Consider the following 15,190-nt stretch of genomic DNA (forward strand, 5'->3'; position numbering starts at 1 on the left):
CTCATTTCCTCCCTCTCAGCGAAACCGCTGTGTAGTCCTCCGGAAGGCGCACCAGCGCCTCGGGATCCCCGTGATAGGTGACTTCGACGCCGTAAAGTTCACGCGCCGCTTCCACCGAGACGTACCCGTCGACGACGTCGGCGAGCACGGCCTCCGGATCGCGCTCGCGGGGATCACCGTGCCCGCCGCCGCCCGGCAGGATCACGTTCACCACGTCGTCGGGCCGCAGGTTCACCCGGCTCTTCGACGGCAGGGTCCCGCGGGCGAGCTCGAACCGGCCCACCGCGCCGTCGTGTCCCGAGTCCACACCGGTCGCCGACCGGCGCACCCGGTCGATGTTCCCGTTGACACTCCAGGAGATCGCGCCGCGGGCGGCCATGGTGGTGCACTGGCCGAGGCCGCCGCGCCATTTCCCGGCGCCGCCGGAGTCCGTGCGCAGCACGCGTTCGCGCTGGATCAGCGGGGCCATCGTCTCGATGACCTCCGTCGGCGTCGACCGCAGCCCGCTCGGGAATCCGGTGGTACTGAGACCGTCCTTTGTGGATCGCGCGCCGATCCCGCCGGTCTGGAAGACGTTGAGCATGAACTCGCGACCCTCGGCGTCGGCGCCACGCCAGATCGTCATCCACAAAGCGTCCGCGCTGTGCGCCATGGCGTTCCCCGGCAGGGCCGTGATCAGCAGCGAAGGCAGGAAGTGCCCGATCAGGTGCCGGGACGCGACCGGCGCGGGCGGCGTGCAGTTGAGCACCGAGCCCTCCGGCGCGGTGACGTGCACCGGCCGGAACGAGCCCGCGTTGTGCGGCACCTCCGGCGAGATCGCCGCCTTGATCGCGAACGACGCGTACGCCCGGGTGTAGTTCAGGACGACGTTGATCCCGCGGCGGCTCTGCGGCGACGACCCCGCGAAATCGAGGTGGATGTCCTCGCCGTCGATGGTCACGGCGACCTTGAGGACGATCTCTTCGTCGTCGAATCCGTCGGTCACCAGCTCGCTGGTGTAGGTGCCGTCCGGCAGTTTCGCCAGCGCGTCCCGCAGCGCCCGCTCGGAGCGGTTCATGATCTCCGCGGCGACGTCGTCCAGGGAATCGAGCCCGAACTCCTCCAGCAGCCGCACCAGGCCCGCCGCGCCGACCTCGTTGCCGGTGACCTGGGCGTACAGATCGCCGATGGTCTCCTCGGGAGTGCGCACGTTGGCGCGGATCAGCAGTTCGAGATCCGCGTTGACCACGCCCGCGCGGAGGAATTTCATGATCGGCAGGCGCAGTCCCTCTTCGAAGACCTCGTTGGCTTCGGCGGAGACCAGCCGCCCGCCGATGTCCGGGGCGTGGCAACAGGAAGCGAACCAAGCGACCAGCCGTCCCCGCAGGAACACCGGCGTCGCGACGGTGATGTCGTTGATCTGCCCGGCCGTCTGCCACGGGTCGTTGGTGAGCAGGACGTCGCCGGGCTCCAGCGTCTCCGGCGGGTACGCGGCGACGAAATGCCGCATGCCGGTCGCCATCGCGTTGATATGGCCCGGTGTCCCGCCGACGGACTGGCCGATCATCTCGCCGCGGGAGTCGAACACCGCGCAGGCGAGGTCGAGCGATTCCCGCACCACGGACGAGAAGGCCGTGTCCACGAGCGCGTTCTGCTGTTCGGCCAGGATGGAGTGCAGCCGGTTTCCCAGGACCCCCACCAGGATCGGGTCGACGCTCATACCGTCACCACCAGACTGGCGTCCGCGCCGACGACACAGCGCGCACCCGGCGGAACGACCACAGTGGACTCGCGTTCCTCCACGATGGCAGGCCCCTCGACGCGATCACCCGGCTTGAGCCGGTACCTGTCGAACACCGCCGTGTCGACAAATCCACCTTCGCCGGGGAAGTACGCGGGGCGGCTCCCCTTGCGCGCGTCGCCCTCGGCCTCGGCGCCCGCGAGTTTCAGCGTGACCTCGGGCGTGGGACCACTGGAGACGACGCGCCAGTTCAGCACCTCGATCGCGACGTCCGGCCCGGTCCGCCGGTACAGCGTCCGATAGGTCTCGGTGAACGCGTCGATGAGCGACTCCGGCCAGCTCCCCCGTCCGACCGGCACGCGGATCTCGTAACCCTGCCCGGAATACCGCATCTCGGCGATCCGGCGGTGCGTCAGGTCGGAACCGTCCACACCGGACTTCTCCAGGAGCGCCGCGCCCTCTGCCTCCATCTCGGCGAACCGCGCGTCGACCTGTTCCCAGGAAAGGTCCAGTACCGCGGAGCGCGCCGAACGCACGAAGTCGAAAGCCAGTGGCGCGGTGAGGAATCCCGCCGCGCTGAGCACTCCGGCGGCGGGCGGCGCGACCACCTCGGGCGCGCCGAGCGCCCTCGCCACACCGACGCCGTGCACCGGGCCGGCGCCACCGAAAGTGAACATCGGGAGCTTCGCCGGATCCTTGCCGCGCTCGACTGCGTGGACGCGGGCCGCGTTCGCCATGTCCTCGTTGACGCTGGTGTGGATACCCCAGGCCGCCTCTTCGACGCTGACACCGAGCGGTCCGGCGATCTTCGAGCGGATGGCCTCGCGCGCGCCTTCGAGATCCAAAGTCATTCCGCCACCGAGGAAATACCCCGGGTCCAGATAACCGAGCACGAGGTCGGCGTCCGTCACGGTCGGCTCGGCACCGCCTCGTCCGTAACAGACCGGCCCGGGCTCGGATCCCGCCGAATCCGGGCCGACGGTGAGCAGGCCGAGCGCGTCGATCCGCGCGATCGAGCCGCCACCGACCCCGATCTCGATCATGTCCGTGACCGGAACCTTGACCGGCAGCCCGGAACCCGGCAGCAGCCGGTACTTCCGGTCCACTTCGAACTCGTGCGTCACCAGCGGCGCGCCATCGGAGATCAGGCACAGTTTCGCCGTCGTGCCACCCATGTCGAAGGCCAGCAGATCCTCGACACCGGCCGCGGCACCGATCGCGGACGCGGCCAGCGCCCCGCCCGCCGGACCGGATTCGAGGATGCGGATCGGGTACCGCGCGGCGGTGTCCACCGTCGCGATTCCCCCGTTGGACAGCATGATGTGCGGAGACGGCCGCACCCCGGCCTCGTGCAGGCGCCTTTCCAGATCACGCAGATAACGTTCGGTGAGATCCTGGACGTAGACGCATCCGACGGTGGTCGACATTCGCTCGAATTCGCGGATCTCGGGGACGACCTCGCTGGAGAGCGCGACCCGCAGCCGGGGCGCGACCTCCCGCAGCACCTCGGCGGCGCGTCTTTCGTGCGCGGGATTCGTGAAGGCGTGCAGGAAACAGATCGCCACCGCGTCGATGCCCCTGGCGTCGAGCTCCCGGCCGAGCCGCGCGACGTACTCCTCGTCCAGTCCTGTGTGGACGGTACCGTCGGCGAGGATCCGCTCGGGGACGTCGAACCGCAGGTGCCGTGGCACCAGCGGGGCGGGCAATTCGATGAGCAGGTCGTACAGTTCGTACCGGTGCTCGCGCCGCATCTCCAGCACGTCGCGGAAACCGGCGGTCGCGAGCAGTGCCGTGCGCGACCCCTTGCGTTCGATCAGCGCGTTCGTGACCAGCGTGGTGCCGTGCACGAACTGCTCGACGTCGCCCGCGTCCAGCCCGGCGTCGGCGAGTGTCCTCTTGAGACCTTCCTCGACCGCGCGGGCCGGTTCGTCGTGGGTCGTCAGCACCTTGCCAACGGCCACGATCCCGGTCCCGTCAAGCACGCAGAGATCGGTGAACGTGCCGCCGATGTCCACGCCGACGCGGAGCCCGGTCACGGGGATTCCTTGCGGTACCAGCGCGGCGAGGTGTTGAGCGGCGGTGCCATCTTCGCGCGCACGACCAGCACGTTGGGCTCGTCGGACTCGACGAATTCACCGAGCAGCCGCCGGAACGCCCGCCCGAACCCGGAAACCCGGTCCGCGTGCACGCCGAAGGCCCTCGCCAGGCCGACGAAATCGGGGCTGTCCCAGTCGACCCCTCGACGCGGCAATCCCGCGCGATCCTGGTCGTACCGGAGCATCCCGTAGCCGCCGTCGTCGACGAGGATCACCGTGACCGGCAACTGTTCCTGCGCCAGCGTGTGCAGATCGCCGCAGCCGAACAGGAAACCGCCGTCACCGCTGACGCAGATCGCGCGGCCGGCGCCCGCGGCACTCGCGCCGAGCGCGGCGGGGAAGCCGTAGCCGAGGGTGCCCCAGCCCATCGGGTACGCGAGCTTGCGCGGCGCGCGGACGCGATGGAACCCGCCGATCCAGTACCCGGCCACACACATGTCCGCGACCACGACCGCGTCCTGTGGCAATACTTCGTCCAAAGTGGACAGAAGGTCCGCGGCCTGTGGTTCCTCCTCCTTGATCCGCCGCCGTACCCGGGCGGAGACCTTGGCGAGCCTGCCGACGAGTGCCGCGATACCCGGCCGTTCCTCGACCTTCAGCGCCTCGACGAGCACTCTGGCGTCACCGACCAGCGTGATGTCCGGCTGGTAGTTCTTGGCCGCGTCGTCCGGGTCGACGTTGATCGCGATGAGTTTCCTCGGCTTCGGCATCAGCCAGTTCTGCGTCATCAGCCCGTCGAAGTCGGTGCCGATCGCGAGGACGACGTCGGCCTCGTCCCACAGCGCGCCGACCTCGGGCGCGTGCACCGGATTCGGGGCGAGACAGGGATGATCGACCGGCAGCAGCCCGCGGGCGCCGAACGTGGTGAGCACCGGCGCGGCCAGCCGTTCGGCGAGTTTCCCGATCGCCTCACCCGCCTCGGCGCGCAGCGCGCCGCCGCCCGCCCAGATCAGCGGTCGGTCGGCGGCCGCGAGGAGGGCCTCGGCCTCGGTGAGATCCGGGATCTCGGCGGGCCGGGCGTGCGACCGCGGCGGACGGCGCGCGGGCGTCCGCTCGGACAGGAAGTCGGCCGGGATGCCGAGGTAGACCGGCCCGCTCTGCGGCTGGAGCGCGAGCCGGGCCGCGCGGTGGAGGGTGGCGGCGACCTGATCGGCGCTGGTGACGGTGAACCCCGCCTTGGTGACCGGCGCGAACATCGCCTGCTGGTCCGACGTCTCGTGCAGCACGCCGCGGACCACGCCCGGCCGCCGCAGCGTGGACGGGATGTCGGTCGCGATGATCAGCACCGGCGCGGCCGACGCCATGGCCTCGCCGACGGCGGCGAGCGTGTTCGCCGCACCGGGCCCCGTGGTCACCAGCGCGACGCCGAGCTTGCCCGTCGCGCGGGCGTACCCGTCGGCGGCGTACCCCGCCGTCTGCTCGTGCCGGACCCCGACAAGCCGGATGTCCGTATCGGCCAGCGCCTCCCATAACGGCAGGTTGTGCACCCCGGGGAGACCGAAGACGACTTCGGTCCCCAGAGCGGTCAGCGCGTCGGCGAGATGCTGGGCTCCGGTGGGTGCAGGCACCCCGCCGATAGTGCCAGATCGTTCAACGATCCAGCAACCGGCCACTGCGCGTGAAGGCCCCCTTCCCTCGGCTGAGCCGAGGGAAGGGGGCCTTCACGCGCAGCCAGCTTCAGTACAACCCGGCCGAGTAAGCCGCAGGAGCGTAATACGCCTCCAGGTCGGCGAGGCTGTCCTCCGGCCGCTCGAAGGTCTTGGAGATGACCGCCCGCGACGGCAGCGCGTCCGGCGTCCAGCTCTCCGGCGACCAGAGCTTCGAGCGCATGAACGCCTTCTGGCAGTGGTGGAAGATCTCGTCGATGTCGACGACCAGCGCGAGCTTCGGCCGGTTGCCGTTCACGATCATGTCGTCGAAGAACGGCGCCTCCCGCACGAGCCGCGCGCGGCCGTTGATCCGCAGCGTGTCGCCGCGGCCGGGGATCAGGTAGAGCAGCCCGACGTGCGGATTCGACAGCACGTTGCGGAACCCGTCGGCGCGCCGGTTGCCGGGACGCTCCGGGATGGCGATCCGCGTGTCGTCCAGTACCAGCGTGAACCCGGCCGGGTCGCCCTTCGGCGAGACGTCGCAGGTCCCGTCCGCCGCCGACGTCGCGATCAGCACGAACGGGGACTCCGCGAGCCACTGGCGGTCCATCTCGTGCAGCTTCGGGCGCGCCTTGTTCGCGGTTCGTTCCAGCGGCGGCGGCAGGATCTCGCGCAGCTCGGCCTCGGTGGTGACTTCGACGAACTCAGACAATGTTGTGCTCCCTCGTCACGGCCCGGTCGCCGGCGAACCGGCGGACGTCGAGCCCGCTGATGTCGATCTCCGGGACCCGCCCCAGGTAGAGGTCCCGCACGAGCTCACCCACCGCCGGGCCCATCTGGAATCCGTGTCCCGAGAAGCCGGTGGCGTAGAAGAACCGCGACAGGTGGACGCTTTCCCCCACGATCTGGTTGCGGTCCGGGGTCATCTCGTACAGCCCGGCCCAGCCGCCGCGGATCCCCGCGTCGAGCACCGCGGGCACCCGGCGCGCGGCGATCTCGGCGAGTTTCGGCAGCCACTCGCCCGGCTGATAGCGGGTGTCGAAGCCGGGGTCGCCGTCACCGTCGCAGAAGGACATCGCCAGGCCGGCGCCCTCGCGGTGGAAGTAGAAGGCGGACGGCATCTCGATGGTCAGCGGCACCGGCCCCGGCAGGTCCGCGACCGGTCCGGTGAACACGACCTGGCGCCGGAACGGCCGCACCGGGAGGTCGACATCGGCGAGTTCGCCGATCCGGCCCGACCACGCGCCCGCCGCGCAGACCACGGCGTCCGTCCGCACGAAACCGGCCGAGGTCCGGACACCGGTGATCACGTCACCGTCGCGTTCGATCCCGATGACCTCGACGCCGGTCCTGAGCACCGCGCCGTGCGCGCGAGCGGCCCGCGCGTAGCCCTGGACCGCGGAGTCCGGAGTCGCCTTCGCGTCGTCCGGCGACCACAGCGCCGCGACGACGCCCTCGGTGTCGATCAGCGGGGAGAACCGCCGCGCTTCGGCGGGCTCGACGAGACGGCTGCGGACGCCGTAGGAGTTCTGCAGTTCGGCACAGCGTTCGAATTCGGGCAGGTCCGCGGGGTCGGTGACCAGGTACAGGTAGCCGTCGCGACGGAAATCGATCTCGGTCCCGTACGTCTCGGCGAAGGAGGCGTACTCGGCGAGCCCGCGCAGCCCGATCTCGATGTTGACCCGGGTGGTGAACGACGACCGGATCCCGCCCGCCGCCTTCGCCGTCGAGCCCGCGCCCAGGATGTCGCGTTCGAGCAGCAGGACCGGGACGCCGGCGGCGGCGAGCCGGTACGCGCAGGCGACCCCGATGATGCCGCCGCCGATCACGACGACGTCGGTGCGTTCAGGCAGTGGCTCCATCCGTGTCCCCGATCCGTTCGTCCTCGGGCGGCGGTCCCGGCGGCGTGCCGTCGCCGAACGGGCGCCCGCCCAGCTGCTCCCGGTGGTGCGGCGTCGTCCAGCCGGACAGGTCCGGTCCCAAAGGGACGATCCGCGTCGGGTTCACCTGCTCGTGCACCGCGTGGTAGTGCCGCTTGATGTGGTCGAAGTCGACGGTGTCACCGAAACCGGGCGTTTGGAAGAGGTCGCGAGCGTAGGCCCAGAGCACCGGCATCTCGGTCAGCTTGTTCCGGTTGCATTTGAAGTGCCCGTGATAGACGGCGTCGAAGCGGACGAGCGTGGTGAACAACCGGATGTCCGCCTCGGTGATCGTGTCACCGACGAGGTAGCGCTGCTTTTCGAGCCGTTCGGAAAGCACGTCCAGCATGGTGAAGAGGCGGGTGTAGGCGTCCTCGTACGCGGCCTGCTTGGTCGCGAATCCGGCTTGGTACACGGCGGCGTTGACGTCGGCGTAGACCCCCGCGTTGACGTCGTCGATCTCGCCGCGAAGTCGCTCTGGGTAAAGGTCGGGCGCGCCGGGCCGGTGAAGGCTGGTCCATTCGGTGGACAGATCGAGGGTGATCTGAGGATAGTCGTTACTCACCAGCCGTTTGCTCGGAATGTCCACAATGGCCGGAACGCTGATCCCGCCCATGTAGTGCGGATCCGCGGCGTGATAGGCCTCGGCCAGGTACTTGATGCCGAGCACCGGATCCCGGTCACCGGGATCGAGGGTGAACCGCCAGCTCTTCTCGTCCTGGATCGGGTCGGCGACGGCCACGCTCAGCGCGGACTCGAGGCCGAGCAACCGCCGGACGACCAGGCCGCGGCTGGCCCAGGGACAGGCCCGGCTGACCACCAGCCGGTATCTCCCCGCCTCCACCGGCCAGCCGTCGCGGCCGTCGGCGGTGACACGCGCGTCGAAATGGTTGGCGGACCGACGGAACTCACCCGTCTGCGGATCGGTCGGGATCGTCATGTGAGCCACCCTAAAGCGTGAGAAGGTGGTTTCGGTGTGCGTAGACTCTGGCACCCGGCGTGTCCGCACGCCGCCGCGCGGAAGGTGGTCCGACGATGCCGTTCATGCCCGTGACCGACTCGATGTTCCTTCTCGTGGAGACGCGCGAACATCCGATGCACGTCGGCGGACTGCAACTGTTCAGGAAACCCGAGGGCGCCGGGGACGACTATCTGCGTGACGTCCGCAAGAGCCTGCTCGATTCCGACAACATGCGCTCGGTGTTCCGGCGCCGTCCCGCCCGGCCGGTCAACACCGCGGGCCACGTCGCGTGGGCGACCGACAACGATCTCGAACTCGACTACCACTTCCGGCATTCCGCGCTGCCCCAGCCCGGCCGGATCCGCGAACTGCTGGAGCTCACCGGCCGCTGGCACAGCACCCTGCTCGACCGGCACCGCCCGCTGTGGGAGATCCACCTGGTCGAGGGCCTGCAGGACGGCCGGTTCGCGATCTACAGCAAGATCCACCACGCGCTGATGGACGGCGTCTCGGCGCTGCGTCATCTGCAGGGCACGCTGTCGGACGACCCGGCCGACCTCGATTGCCCGCCGCCGTGGGGGCGGCGCGCCAAACCGGACGCCGGCCGCAACGGCAAGGTGTCGCCCTCGGTGTTCCGCACCTTCGGCAAGACGGTCAACCAGCTCGCCGGTATCGCGCCCGCCGCGATGAAGGTGGCGCGTGAGGCGTTCCAGGAGCACACGCTCACGCTGCCGGCGCAGGCGCCGAAGACCATGCTGAACGTGCCGATCGGCGGAGCCCGGCGGTTCGCCGCGCAGTCCTGGTCGCTGGACCGGGTGCGCAAGGTGGCGACCGCCGCCGGGGTGTCGCGCAACGACGTCGTCCTCGCGATGTGCTCGGGCGCGCTGCGCGACTACCTGATGGAACAGAACGCGCTCCCCGACGTGCCGCTGACCGCGATGGTCCCGGTTTCCTTGCGGCGCAAGGACAGTGGGGACGCGGCGGGGAACAACATCGGCGCGCTGCTGTGCAACCTCGCCACCCATCTGACCGATCCGGCCGCCCGGCTGGCGACGATCAACGCGTCCATGCGGAACGGTAAGAAGCTCTTCTCGGAGCTGACCCCGCTGCAGACGCTGCTGCTGTCGGGGATCAACGTCGCCCAGCTCGGCGTGTCCCCGATCCCCGGTTTCGTGAACAACACGAAACCGCCGTTCAACCTGGTGATCTCCAACGTCCCTGGGCCGCGCAAGCAGATGTACTGGAACGGCGCGGCGCTCGACGGCATCTACCCGGCATCGGTGCTGCTGGACGGGCAGGCGCTGAACATCACGCTGACCAGCAACGGGGACAACCTGGACTTCGGCATCACCGGCTGCCGCCGGAGCGTGCCGCATCTGCAGCGCATCCTGACCCACCTGGACACCGCGCTCGCCGAACTCGAACACTCGGTGTCCATCGGGCGCAGCTGACGAAAACGTTCCGCGGGGCGCCTGGCCACATGTACATGGCGCCCCGCAAAACGTTTCGTGGGCCTCCGGCCCGAAAGAGGCTGCGCCGGTGAAGTCTCCGCCGGGCGCGGGAGACCCTTGAGAGTTAGCTGCCGTCGGAGACGTAGAGGGCACCCGGGGTGATCGTGTACAGCTGGCCGTCCGGGCCGGCGGTCGCGTCACGCGTGCGGCCGAGGTTGGTCCAGAGCTTGCCGCCGTTGCCGTTCAGGTCGAGCTTGTACGTGCCGCCCTTGAGGGACGCCATGTACAGCGAGCCCTTGTAGGCCGCGAGTCCGCTCGGCGTCGCCGAGGACGTCGGCCAGGACTTGACCGGGTTGGTCATCCCGGCCGTGTTGCACGGGCCCTCGCAGGTCGGCCAGCCGTAGTTCTTGCCGGGCTCGATCTTGTTCAGCTCGTCGAGCTTGTTCGCGCCGATGTCGGAGATGTACAGCTGGCCGTTCGCCCAGGTCAGGCCCTGGACATTGCGGTGACCGTAGGAGTAGACGCGGCTGTTGAACGGGTTGCCGGGCGCGGCCGCGCCGTCGGTGGTGACCCGCAGGACCTTGCCGCCGAGGGAGTTCTTGTTCTGCGCGTTGGCGCCGTTCTGGCCGTCGCCGGTACCCGCGTAGAGGTAGCCGTCCGGGCCGAACCGGATCCGCCCGCCGTGGTGGTACTGCGAACCACGTGGGATGCCGGTGACGATCGGCGTCGGTGTCTGGCCCAGCTTCAGCTTGGCGATCCGGTTGTCGGAGCTGGTCGTGTAGTAGATGAAGACCGTCTGGTCGGTGGCGTAGTTCGGCGAGACGGCGATGCCGAGCAGGCCGGCCTCCGCGGTGACGCTCACCCCGGGGATGGTCTGGACCGTGGTGACCTTGCCCGCCTTGTCGATCTTGCTGATCGTCCTGGCGTCCTTCTGCGTGAAGACGCCGGTGCCGTCGGGCAGGAAGTCGATCGACCAGGCCTGGTTGAGGCCGCTCGCGAGCTGTCTGATCGCCTGTGTCGACGGCGGCGCTTCGGCGGCCGCCGGGACGGCCGCGATCGACACGGCCGTCGCCGCGGCGAACGTGGCGGCGAGAGTACGACGTAGGGACATGGGGACGCCTCCTTCAGCTACACCCCTGGAGCTCGGATGGCGGCGGTAGGCGGGTGGTCGGGGCGCACCCGTCGAGTTGGATAGAAACACACAACGGAACGAATCGGACACCACTGGACGGGCTATCGGATCCACCGGCCGTTAACCGTTGTGTGCGCCGAGCGTGACGACCCGCCCCGCTCGCTCGGCCATAGGTAGGAAACTTTACAAAATACCGCCGGAAGTCGGTCCTTACGTCTGGTCAGAATCGGCGACGCGCTTCTAGGGTGACGGTGGCTCGGCCCTGTTCGATCCCATGTGGACGTTAGGAGCGGAAATGATCGAGGAATGGACCACCCCGGACTTCGTCGAATACGAAACCCCCATGGAGGTCACCGCTTACGCGGCCCGTATGGAGGACTGAATCCGCATCCGGTGGTGGGGGCCGTCCCCCACCACCGCCGCCGTCCCGATCAGCGAACACCCGGAGGCAGCACGGTGTCCCTCATGTCGTCGTCGGAGTTCATCGCGGCGTTGCGCGGGCTTTCGGACCGCTATTGGGGCACCCACCCGTTCCACGTGCGGATGCACGAAGGCCACCTGTCGGCGCGCGAACTGAAGATCTGGGCCGCGAACCGCTGGTACTACCAATGCGTTCTCCCGCAGAAGGACGCGGCGATCATCAGCAACTGCCCGTTGCCGGAGATCCGCCGGGAATGGCTCGACCGCATCGTCTACCACGACGGGACGAAGGCCGGTGACGGCGGAATCGAGCGATGGCTCCGGTTGTGCACCGCGGTCGGGCTCGACCGCGAAGAGGTTCTCGATCAGCGGCACGTCGTTCCCGGTGTGCGGTTCGCCGTCGACGCCTACGTGAATTTCGCCCGCGCGAAACCTTGGCTCGAAGCGGTCGCCTCGGGGCTGACCGAAATGTTCGCCGGCCATCTCATGCAGCGGCGGGTCGCCGACATGCTGGCGAACTATTCGTGGATCGCGCCCGACGACCTCGCCTATTTCACCAATCGCATCGACAAGGTCTCCGGCGAGGGCAAGGGCACGCTCGACATCGTCGTGCGGCATGCCGTCACCCGCGAGCAGCAGGACAAGGCGATCGCCGCGCTGTCGTTCAAGACCGACGTGCTCTGGTCGATGCTCGACGCCATCGAGCGCGCGGCCAAGGAGTAGCCATGACCACCCTCGAACCGGGCTCGGTGCCGCGGCTGCGGCGCGGGGTCCGGCTGAGCTACGACCAGACCAGGGAAACGCACGTTCTTTTGTTCCCCGAAGGCGTACTCGTCCCGAATCCGACCGCCGCGGCCGTGCTTTCCCTCTGCGACGGCGTCGAAGACGTCGCGGGAATCGCTTCGGCCCTGCGCGAGCGCTACACCGGGGTGCGCGAGGAAGAGATCCTGGACGTCCTGTCCCGGCTGGGAGAACGGCGGATCGTCGAATGGACCTGAACACCGCGGCGCCACTGGGCATGCTCGCCGAGCTGACCCACCGCTGCCCGCTGCATTGCCCGTATTGCTCGAATCCGGTCGAACTGATCACGCGCGACAGCGAACTGTCCACAGAGGAATGGCTTTCGGTGCTCACCCAGGCCCGGGAACTCGGCGTGCTCCAGGTCCACATGTCCGGCGGCGAACCACTCGCCAGACCGGACCTGCCCATCCTGGCCGAACACGCCACGAAACTGGGATGCTACGTCAACCTGGTGACCTCCGGGCTCGGCCTGACCGAGTCCAGATTGGACGATCTCGTCGAACGCGGTATCGCGCATATCCAGCTGTCCGTCCAGGGTGCGACCGCCGACCGCGCGGACCGGCTGGCCGGGGCGCGGGCGCACGACCGGAAACTGGTCGCCGCCGGACTGATCAAGAAGGCCGGGCTGCCGCTGTCGGTGAACGTCGTCCTGCACCGGCAGAATCACGATCAGCTCGCCGGGATCATCGACCTCGCCGAGGAAATGGGCGCGGACCGGCTCGAACTGGCCAACACGCAGTACTACGGCTGGGCCCTGCGCAACCGCGACGCCCTGATGCCGACCCGGCGTCAGCTCGACGAGGCCGAGCCGATCGTGCGCGCGGCCACCGAACGGCTGCGTGGCCGCATGGAGATCATCTACGTCGTCGCCGACTACTACGAGAAGTACCCGAAGCCGTGCATGTACGGCTGGGGCGCACGGCAATTGACCGTGGCGCCCGACGGGAACGTGCTGCCGTGCCCCGCGTCGACGGCGATCGAGACACTGGAATTCGACAACGTGCGCGACAAGCCGCTGGCGTGGATCTGGTACGAATCCGGCTCCTTCAACGCCTTCCGCGGCGAGGACTGGATGCCGGACACCTGTGGCACTTGCGATCGGCGCGGGATCGACTTCGGCGGCTGCCGGTGCCAGGCGTTCCAGCTCACCGGTGACGCCTCGGCGACGGATCCGGTGTGCTCGCGTTCCCCGCAACGCGGCGTGGTCGACCTCATCCTCGCCACGCAGGCGAAGACGGACGAACTCGTGATGCGGACGCCACGATGAGGGTGATCCTGCTCGGTACCGCGGCCGGCGGCGGTTTCCCGCAGTGGAACTGTGCCTGCGCGTTGTGCGTTTCGGGCGCGCCGCCGCGCACGCAGGACTGTGTGGCGGTGAGCGCGGACGGCGAGGGCTGGTACCTGCTCAACGTGTCGCCGGACATCCGTGCGCAGATCCTCGCCACGCCACCGCTGCGCGCCGGGCCGGGGCCTCGGGAAATCCCGCTGCGCGGGGTGTTGCTGACCGACGCCGAACTCGACCATTCACTCGGGCTGCTTCTCCTGCGGGAAGCGGGCGGCCTTCCCGTGTGGGCACCGGACGCCGTGCTGGGCGCCCTCTCCGAGCAGTTCCCCGCGCGGTCGATCATCGACGGTTACGGCGGCTGGGACTGGCTGCCGTCGTCGGAAGTCTCTATCGACGGTCTCCGGGTGAGTGTGCTTCCCGTGAGTGACAAGCGGCCGAAGTACGCACGTTCGTCCACTGAGGACGGCCCTTGGGTGGTGGCGTACCGGATCGAAGACGTCGAGACCGGCGGCGTCTTCGTATACGCGCCCTGCCTGAAGAGCTGGCCGGACGGATTCGACGACTTCACCCGCGACGCCGGACTGGTACTGCTGGACGGGACCTTCTACGCACCGGACGAGATGTCGGGCGCCACCGCGGCCGAGGCCGGCGCTCAACCGGCGATGGGCCATCTGCCGATCACCGGCAGCCTCGCGAAGCTCCGGCCTGGCCCTCGATGGGTGTACACACATCTGAACAACACGAACCCGGTGGTCGATCCGGCGTCGCCCGAGCACGCCGCCGTGCTGGACGGCGGCGCCTCGCTTCCCTTGGACGGTACCGAATTCAAGCTCTAAGCGACACCTTCGGGGCTCGCGCCCGACACGGGAACGGCGTCGGCCGTGAGCCGGTCGATCTCCGCGAGATCGTCCGCGGTCAGGTCGATGCCGCCGGCGGCGAGGCTGGCCTCGATGTTGGCCGCCTTGCGCGCGCCCACGATCGCGACGTGCACACCCGGCTGGGCGAGCGTCCACGCGATCGCGAGCTGACTGACGGAGATTCCTTTGTCCGCCGCGAATTCCTCGAGCCGGCCGACGACGGCGAGATTGCGCCGGAAGGTCTCGCCGGTGAACGCCGACGACCGTGACCGCCAGTCGGTCTTCTCGAACGTCGTCTCCGGCGTGAAGGATCCGGTCAACAGTCCGCTGCCGAGTGGGCTGTACACGAGCACGCCGATGTCGTTCTCACGCGCGTACGGGAGAGGATCGGTTTCGATGTCGCGGCGGAAAAGGTGATACGGCGGCTGCAGGGTTTCCACGGGCCGGGTCTTGTCGAAGGCGGCGAGCGCCGCGGCGTCGTAGTTCGAGACACCGACGTGCCTGATCTTCCCGGCGTCGACGAACTCCTGCAGGATCCCCGCCGTCTCTTCGGCCGGAGTGCCCGGGTCCGGCCAGTGGATCTGGTAGAGGTCGATGTGGTCGACGTCGAGGAAGCGGAGGCTGTCCTCGATGCCCTGCGTCAGCCACTCGCGCCGCGAGTCGCGCGGCCGTTCGGAACGAGGCTTGATACCGCCCTTCGTGGCGATGACGAGGTTGTCTCGGTCGCGCTTGAGTTCCTCGCGCAGCGCCTTCCCCAGCATCGCTTCGGACTTCCCGAAACCATAGGCCTGTGCGGTGTCGAAGAAGTTCACCCCGAGTTCGCGGGCGTGGTGGATCGCCGCGATGGCCGCGTCCTCGTCGAACGAACCCCAGTCCCCGCCGAGCTGCCAAGTGCCGAAAGCGATCCTCGACACCTCGAGACCGCTCCTGCCCAATGTCGTCGTACGCATGTCTCCAGC

Annotated in this window: 14 protein-coding genes; 6 read left to right on the forward strand and 8 right to left on the reverse strand. The window is 68.9% G+C overall.

The window, feature by feature from the left end:
* Position 1: 1 nt before the first annotated feature.
* From ACZ1DY_RS36175 to ACZ1DY_RS36200, 6 genes are all read right to left on the reverse strand, one after another.
* Complete coding sequence (locus tag ACZ1DY_RS36175) at positions 2-1,699, reverse strand: hydantoinase B/oxoprolinase family protein (RefSeq protein ID WP_465482364.1); 1,698 nt, start codon at positions 1,697-1,699, stop codon at positions 2-4.
* Entirely contained in the window at positions 1,696-3,756 is a 2,061-nt protein-coding gene (locus tag ACZ1DY_RS36180; RefSeq protein WP_465482365.1) for a hydantoinase/oxoprolinase family protein, read from the reverse strand. Before ACZ1DY_RS36180 ends, ACZ1DY_RS36175 begins: the two co-directional genes overlap by 4 nt.
* Complete coding sequence (locus tag ACZ1DY_RS36185) at positions 3,753-5,384, reverse strand: thiamine pyrophosphate-binding protein (protein WP_465482366.1); 1,632 nt, start codon at positions 5,382-5,384, stop codon at positions 3,753-3,755. The genes ACZ1DY_RS36180 and ACZ1DY_RS36185 overlap by 4 nt, the downstream gene beginning before the upstream one ends.
* Before the next feature lie 109 nt (positions 5,385-5,493).
* A complete protein-coding gene (locus tag ACZ1DY_RS36190) occupies positions 5,494-6,117 on the reverse strand; it encodes an MSMEG_1061 family FMN-dependent PPOX-type flavoprotein (RefSeq protein ID WP_465482367.1) in 624 nt (207 codons plus the stop codon).
* A complete protein-coding gene (locus ACZ1DY_RS36195) occupies positions 6,110-7,267 on the reverse strand; it encodes an NAD(P)/FAD-dependent oxidoreductase (RefSeq protein WP_465482368.1) in 1,158 nt (385 codons plus the stop codon). Before ACZ1DY_RS36195 ends, ACZ1DY_RS36190 begins: the two co-directional genes overlap by 8 nt.
* Positions 7,251-8,264 carry a glutathione S-transferase family protein gene (locus ACZ1DY_RS36200; protein WP_257484514.1) on the reverse strand — a complete coding sequence of 338 codons (1,014 nt, stop codon included), beginning with the start codon at positions 8,262-8,264 and terminating at the stop codon, positions 7,251-7,253. Before ACZ1DY_RS36200 ends, ACZ1DY_RS36195 begins: the two co-directional genes overlap by 17 nt.
* A gap of 95 nt (positions 8,265-8,359) precedes the next feature.
* Between ACZ1DY_RS36200 and ACZ1DY_RS36205 the strand changes: the two genes are divergently transcribed.
* Positions 8,360-9,736 carry a WS/DGAT/MGAT family O-acyltransferase gene (locus ACZ1DY_RS36205; protein ID WP_465482369.1) on the forward strand — a complete coding sequence of 459 codons (1,377 nt, stop codon included), beginning with the start codon at positions 8,360-8,362 and terminating at the stop codon, positions 9,734-9,736.
* A 124-nt stretch (positions 9,737-9,860) separates the two neighbouring features.
* Here ACZ1DY_RS36205 and ACZ1DY_RS36210 read toward each other — a convergent pair whose 3' ends face one another.
* Entirely contained in the window at positions 9,861-10,847 is a 987-nt protein-coding gene (locus tag ACZ1DY_RS36210) for a PQQ-dependent sugar dehydrogenase (protein ID WP_257484512.1), read from the reverse strand.
* Between the two features lie 295 nt (positions 10,848-11,142).
* Here ACZ1DY_RS36210 and pqqA point away from each other — a divergent pair, with 295 nt between their 5' ends.
* The 5 genes from pqqA to pqqB all read left to right on the forward strand — a co-directional run bounded on the left by pqqA (position 11,143) and on the right by pqqB (position 14,210).
* Positions 11,143-11,250, forward strand: a complete 108-nt coding sequence (pqqA, locus tag ACZ1DY_RS36215; protein WP_126735666.1) for a pyrroloquinoline quinone precursor peptide PqqA — start codon at positions 11,143-11,145, stop codon at positions 11,248-11,250.
* A gap of 83 nt (positions 11,251-11,333) precedes the next feature.
* On the forward strand, positions 11,334-12,011 hold the full coding sequence (gene pqqC / locus ACZ1DY_RS36220) for a pyrroloquinoline-quinone synthase PqqC (RefSeq protein WP_465482370.1): 678 nt from the start codon (positions 11,334-11,336) through the stop codon (positions 12,009-12,011).
* A gap of 2 nt (positions 12,012-12,013) precedes the next feature.
* Positions 12,014-12,286 (forward strand): pyrroloquinoline quinone biosynthesis peptide chaperone PqqD, encoded by a 273-nt coding sequence (pqqD, locus tag ACZ1DY_RS36225; RefSeq protein WP_126735668.1) that lies wholly within the window; start codon positions 12,014-12,016, stop codon positions 12,284-12,286.
* Positions 12,277-13,356 carry a pyrroloquinoline quinone biosynthesis protein PqqE gene (pqqE, locus tag ACZ1DY_RS36230; protein WP_465482371.1) on the forward strand — a complete coding sequence of 360 codons (1,080 nt, stop codon included), beginning with the start codon at positions 12,277-12,279 and terminating at the stop codon, positions 13,354-13,356. Before pqqD ends, pqqE begins: the two co-directional genes overlap by 10 nt.
* A complete protein-coding gene (gene pqqB, locus ACZ1DY_RS36235) occupies positions 13,353-14,210 on the forward strand; it encodes a pyrroloquinoline quinone biosynthesis protein PqqB (protein WP_465482372.1) in 858 nt (285 codons plus the stop codon). Before pqqE ends, pqqB begins: the two co-directional genes overlap by 4 nt.
* Here the strand turns inward: pqqB and ACZ1DY_RS36240 are convergent.
* Positions 14,207-15,181, reverse strand: coding sequence for an aldo/keto reductase (locus ACZ1DY_RS36240; protein WP_465482373.1), 975 nt, complete (start codon positions 15,179-15,181; stop codon positions 14,207-14,209). The genes pqqB and ACZ1DY_RS36240 overlap by 4 nt on opposite strands.
* Between the last annotated feature and the right edge of the window lie 9 nt (positions 15,182-15,190).

The organism is Amycolatopsis sp. PSD-21, from assembly GCF_055561455.1.

Coding starts and splice junctions, on each gene's coding strand:
- ACZ1DY_RS36210 (WP_257484512.1), bottom strand. CDS start 10,847: ATGTCCCTACGTCGTACTCTCGCCGCCACGTTCGCCGCGGCGACGGCC.
- pqqA (WP_126735666.1), top strand. CDS start 11,143: ATGTGGACGTTAGGAGCGGAAATGATCGAGGAATGGACCACCCCGGAC.
- pqqD (WP_126735668.1), top strand. CDS start 12,014: ATGACCACCCTCGAACCGGGCTCGGTGCCGCGGCTGCGGCGCGGGGTC.
- pqqB (WP_465482372.1), top strand. CDS start 13,353: ATGAGGGTGATCCTGCTCGGTACCGCGGCCGGCGGCGGTTTCCCGCAG.
- ACZ1DY_RS36205 (WP_465482369.1), top strand. CDS start 8,360: ATGCCGTTCATGCCCGTGACCGACTCGATGTTCCTTCTCGTGGAGACG.
- ACZ1DY_RS36200 (WP_257484514.1), bottom strand. CDS start 8,264: ATGACGATCCCGACCGATCCGCAGACGGGTGAGTTCCGTCGGTCCGCC.
- pqqE (WP_465482371.1), top strand. CDS start 12,277: ATGGACCTGAACACCGCGGCGCCACTGGGCATGCTCGCCGAGCTGACC.
- ACZ1DY_RS36195 (WP_465482368.1), bottom strand. CDS start 7,267: ATGGAGCCACTGCCTGAACGCACCGACGTCGTCGTGATCGGCGGCGGC.
- pqqC (WP_465482370.1), top strand. CDS start 11,334: ATGTCGTCGTCGGAGTTCATCGCGGCGTTGCGCGGGCTTTCGGACCGC.
- ACZ1DY_RS36175 (WP_465482364.1), bottom strand. CDS start 1,699: ATGAGCGTCGACCCGATCCTGGTGGGGGTCCTGGGAAACCGGCTGCAC.
- ACZ1DY_RS36240 (WP_465482373.1), bottom strand. CDS start 15,181: ATGCGTACGACGACATTGGGCAGGAGCGGTCTCGAGGTGTCGAGGATC.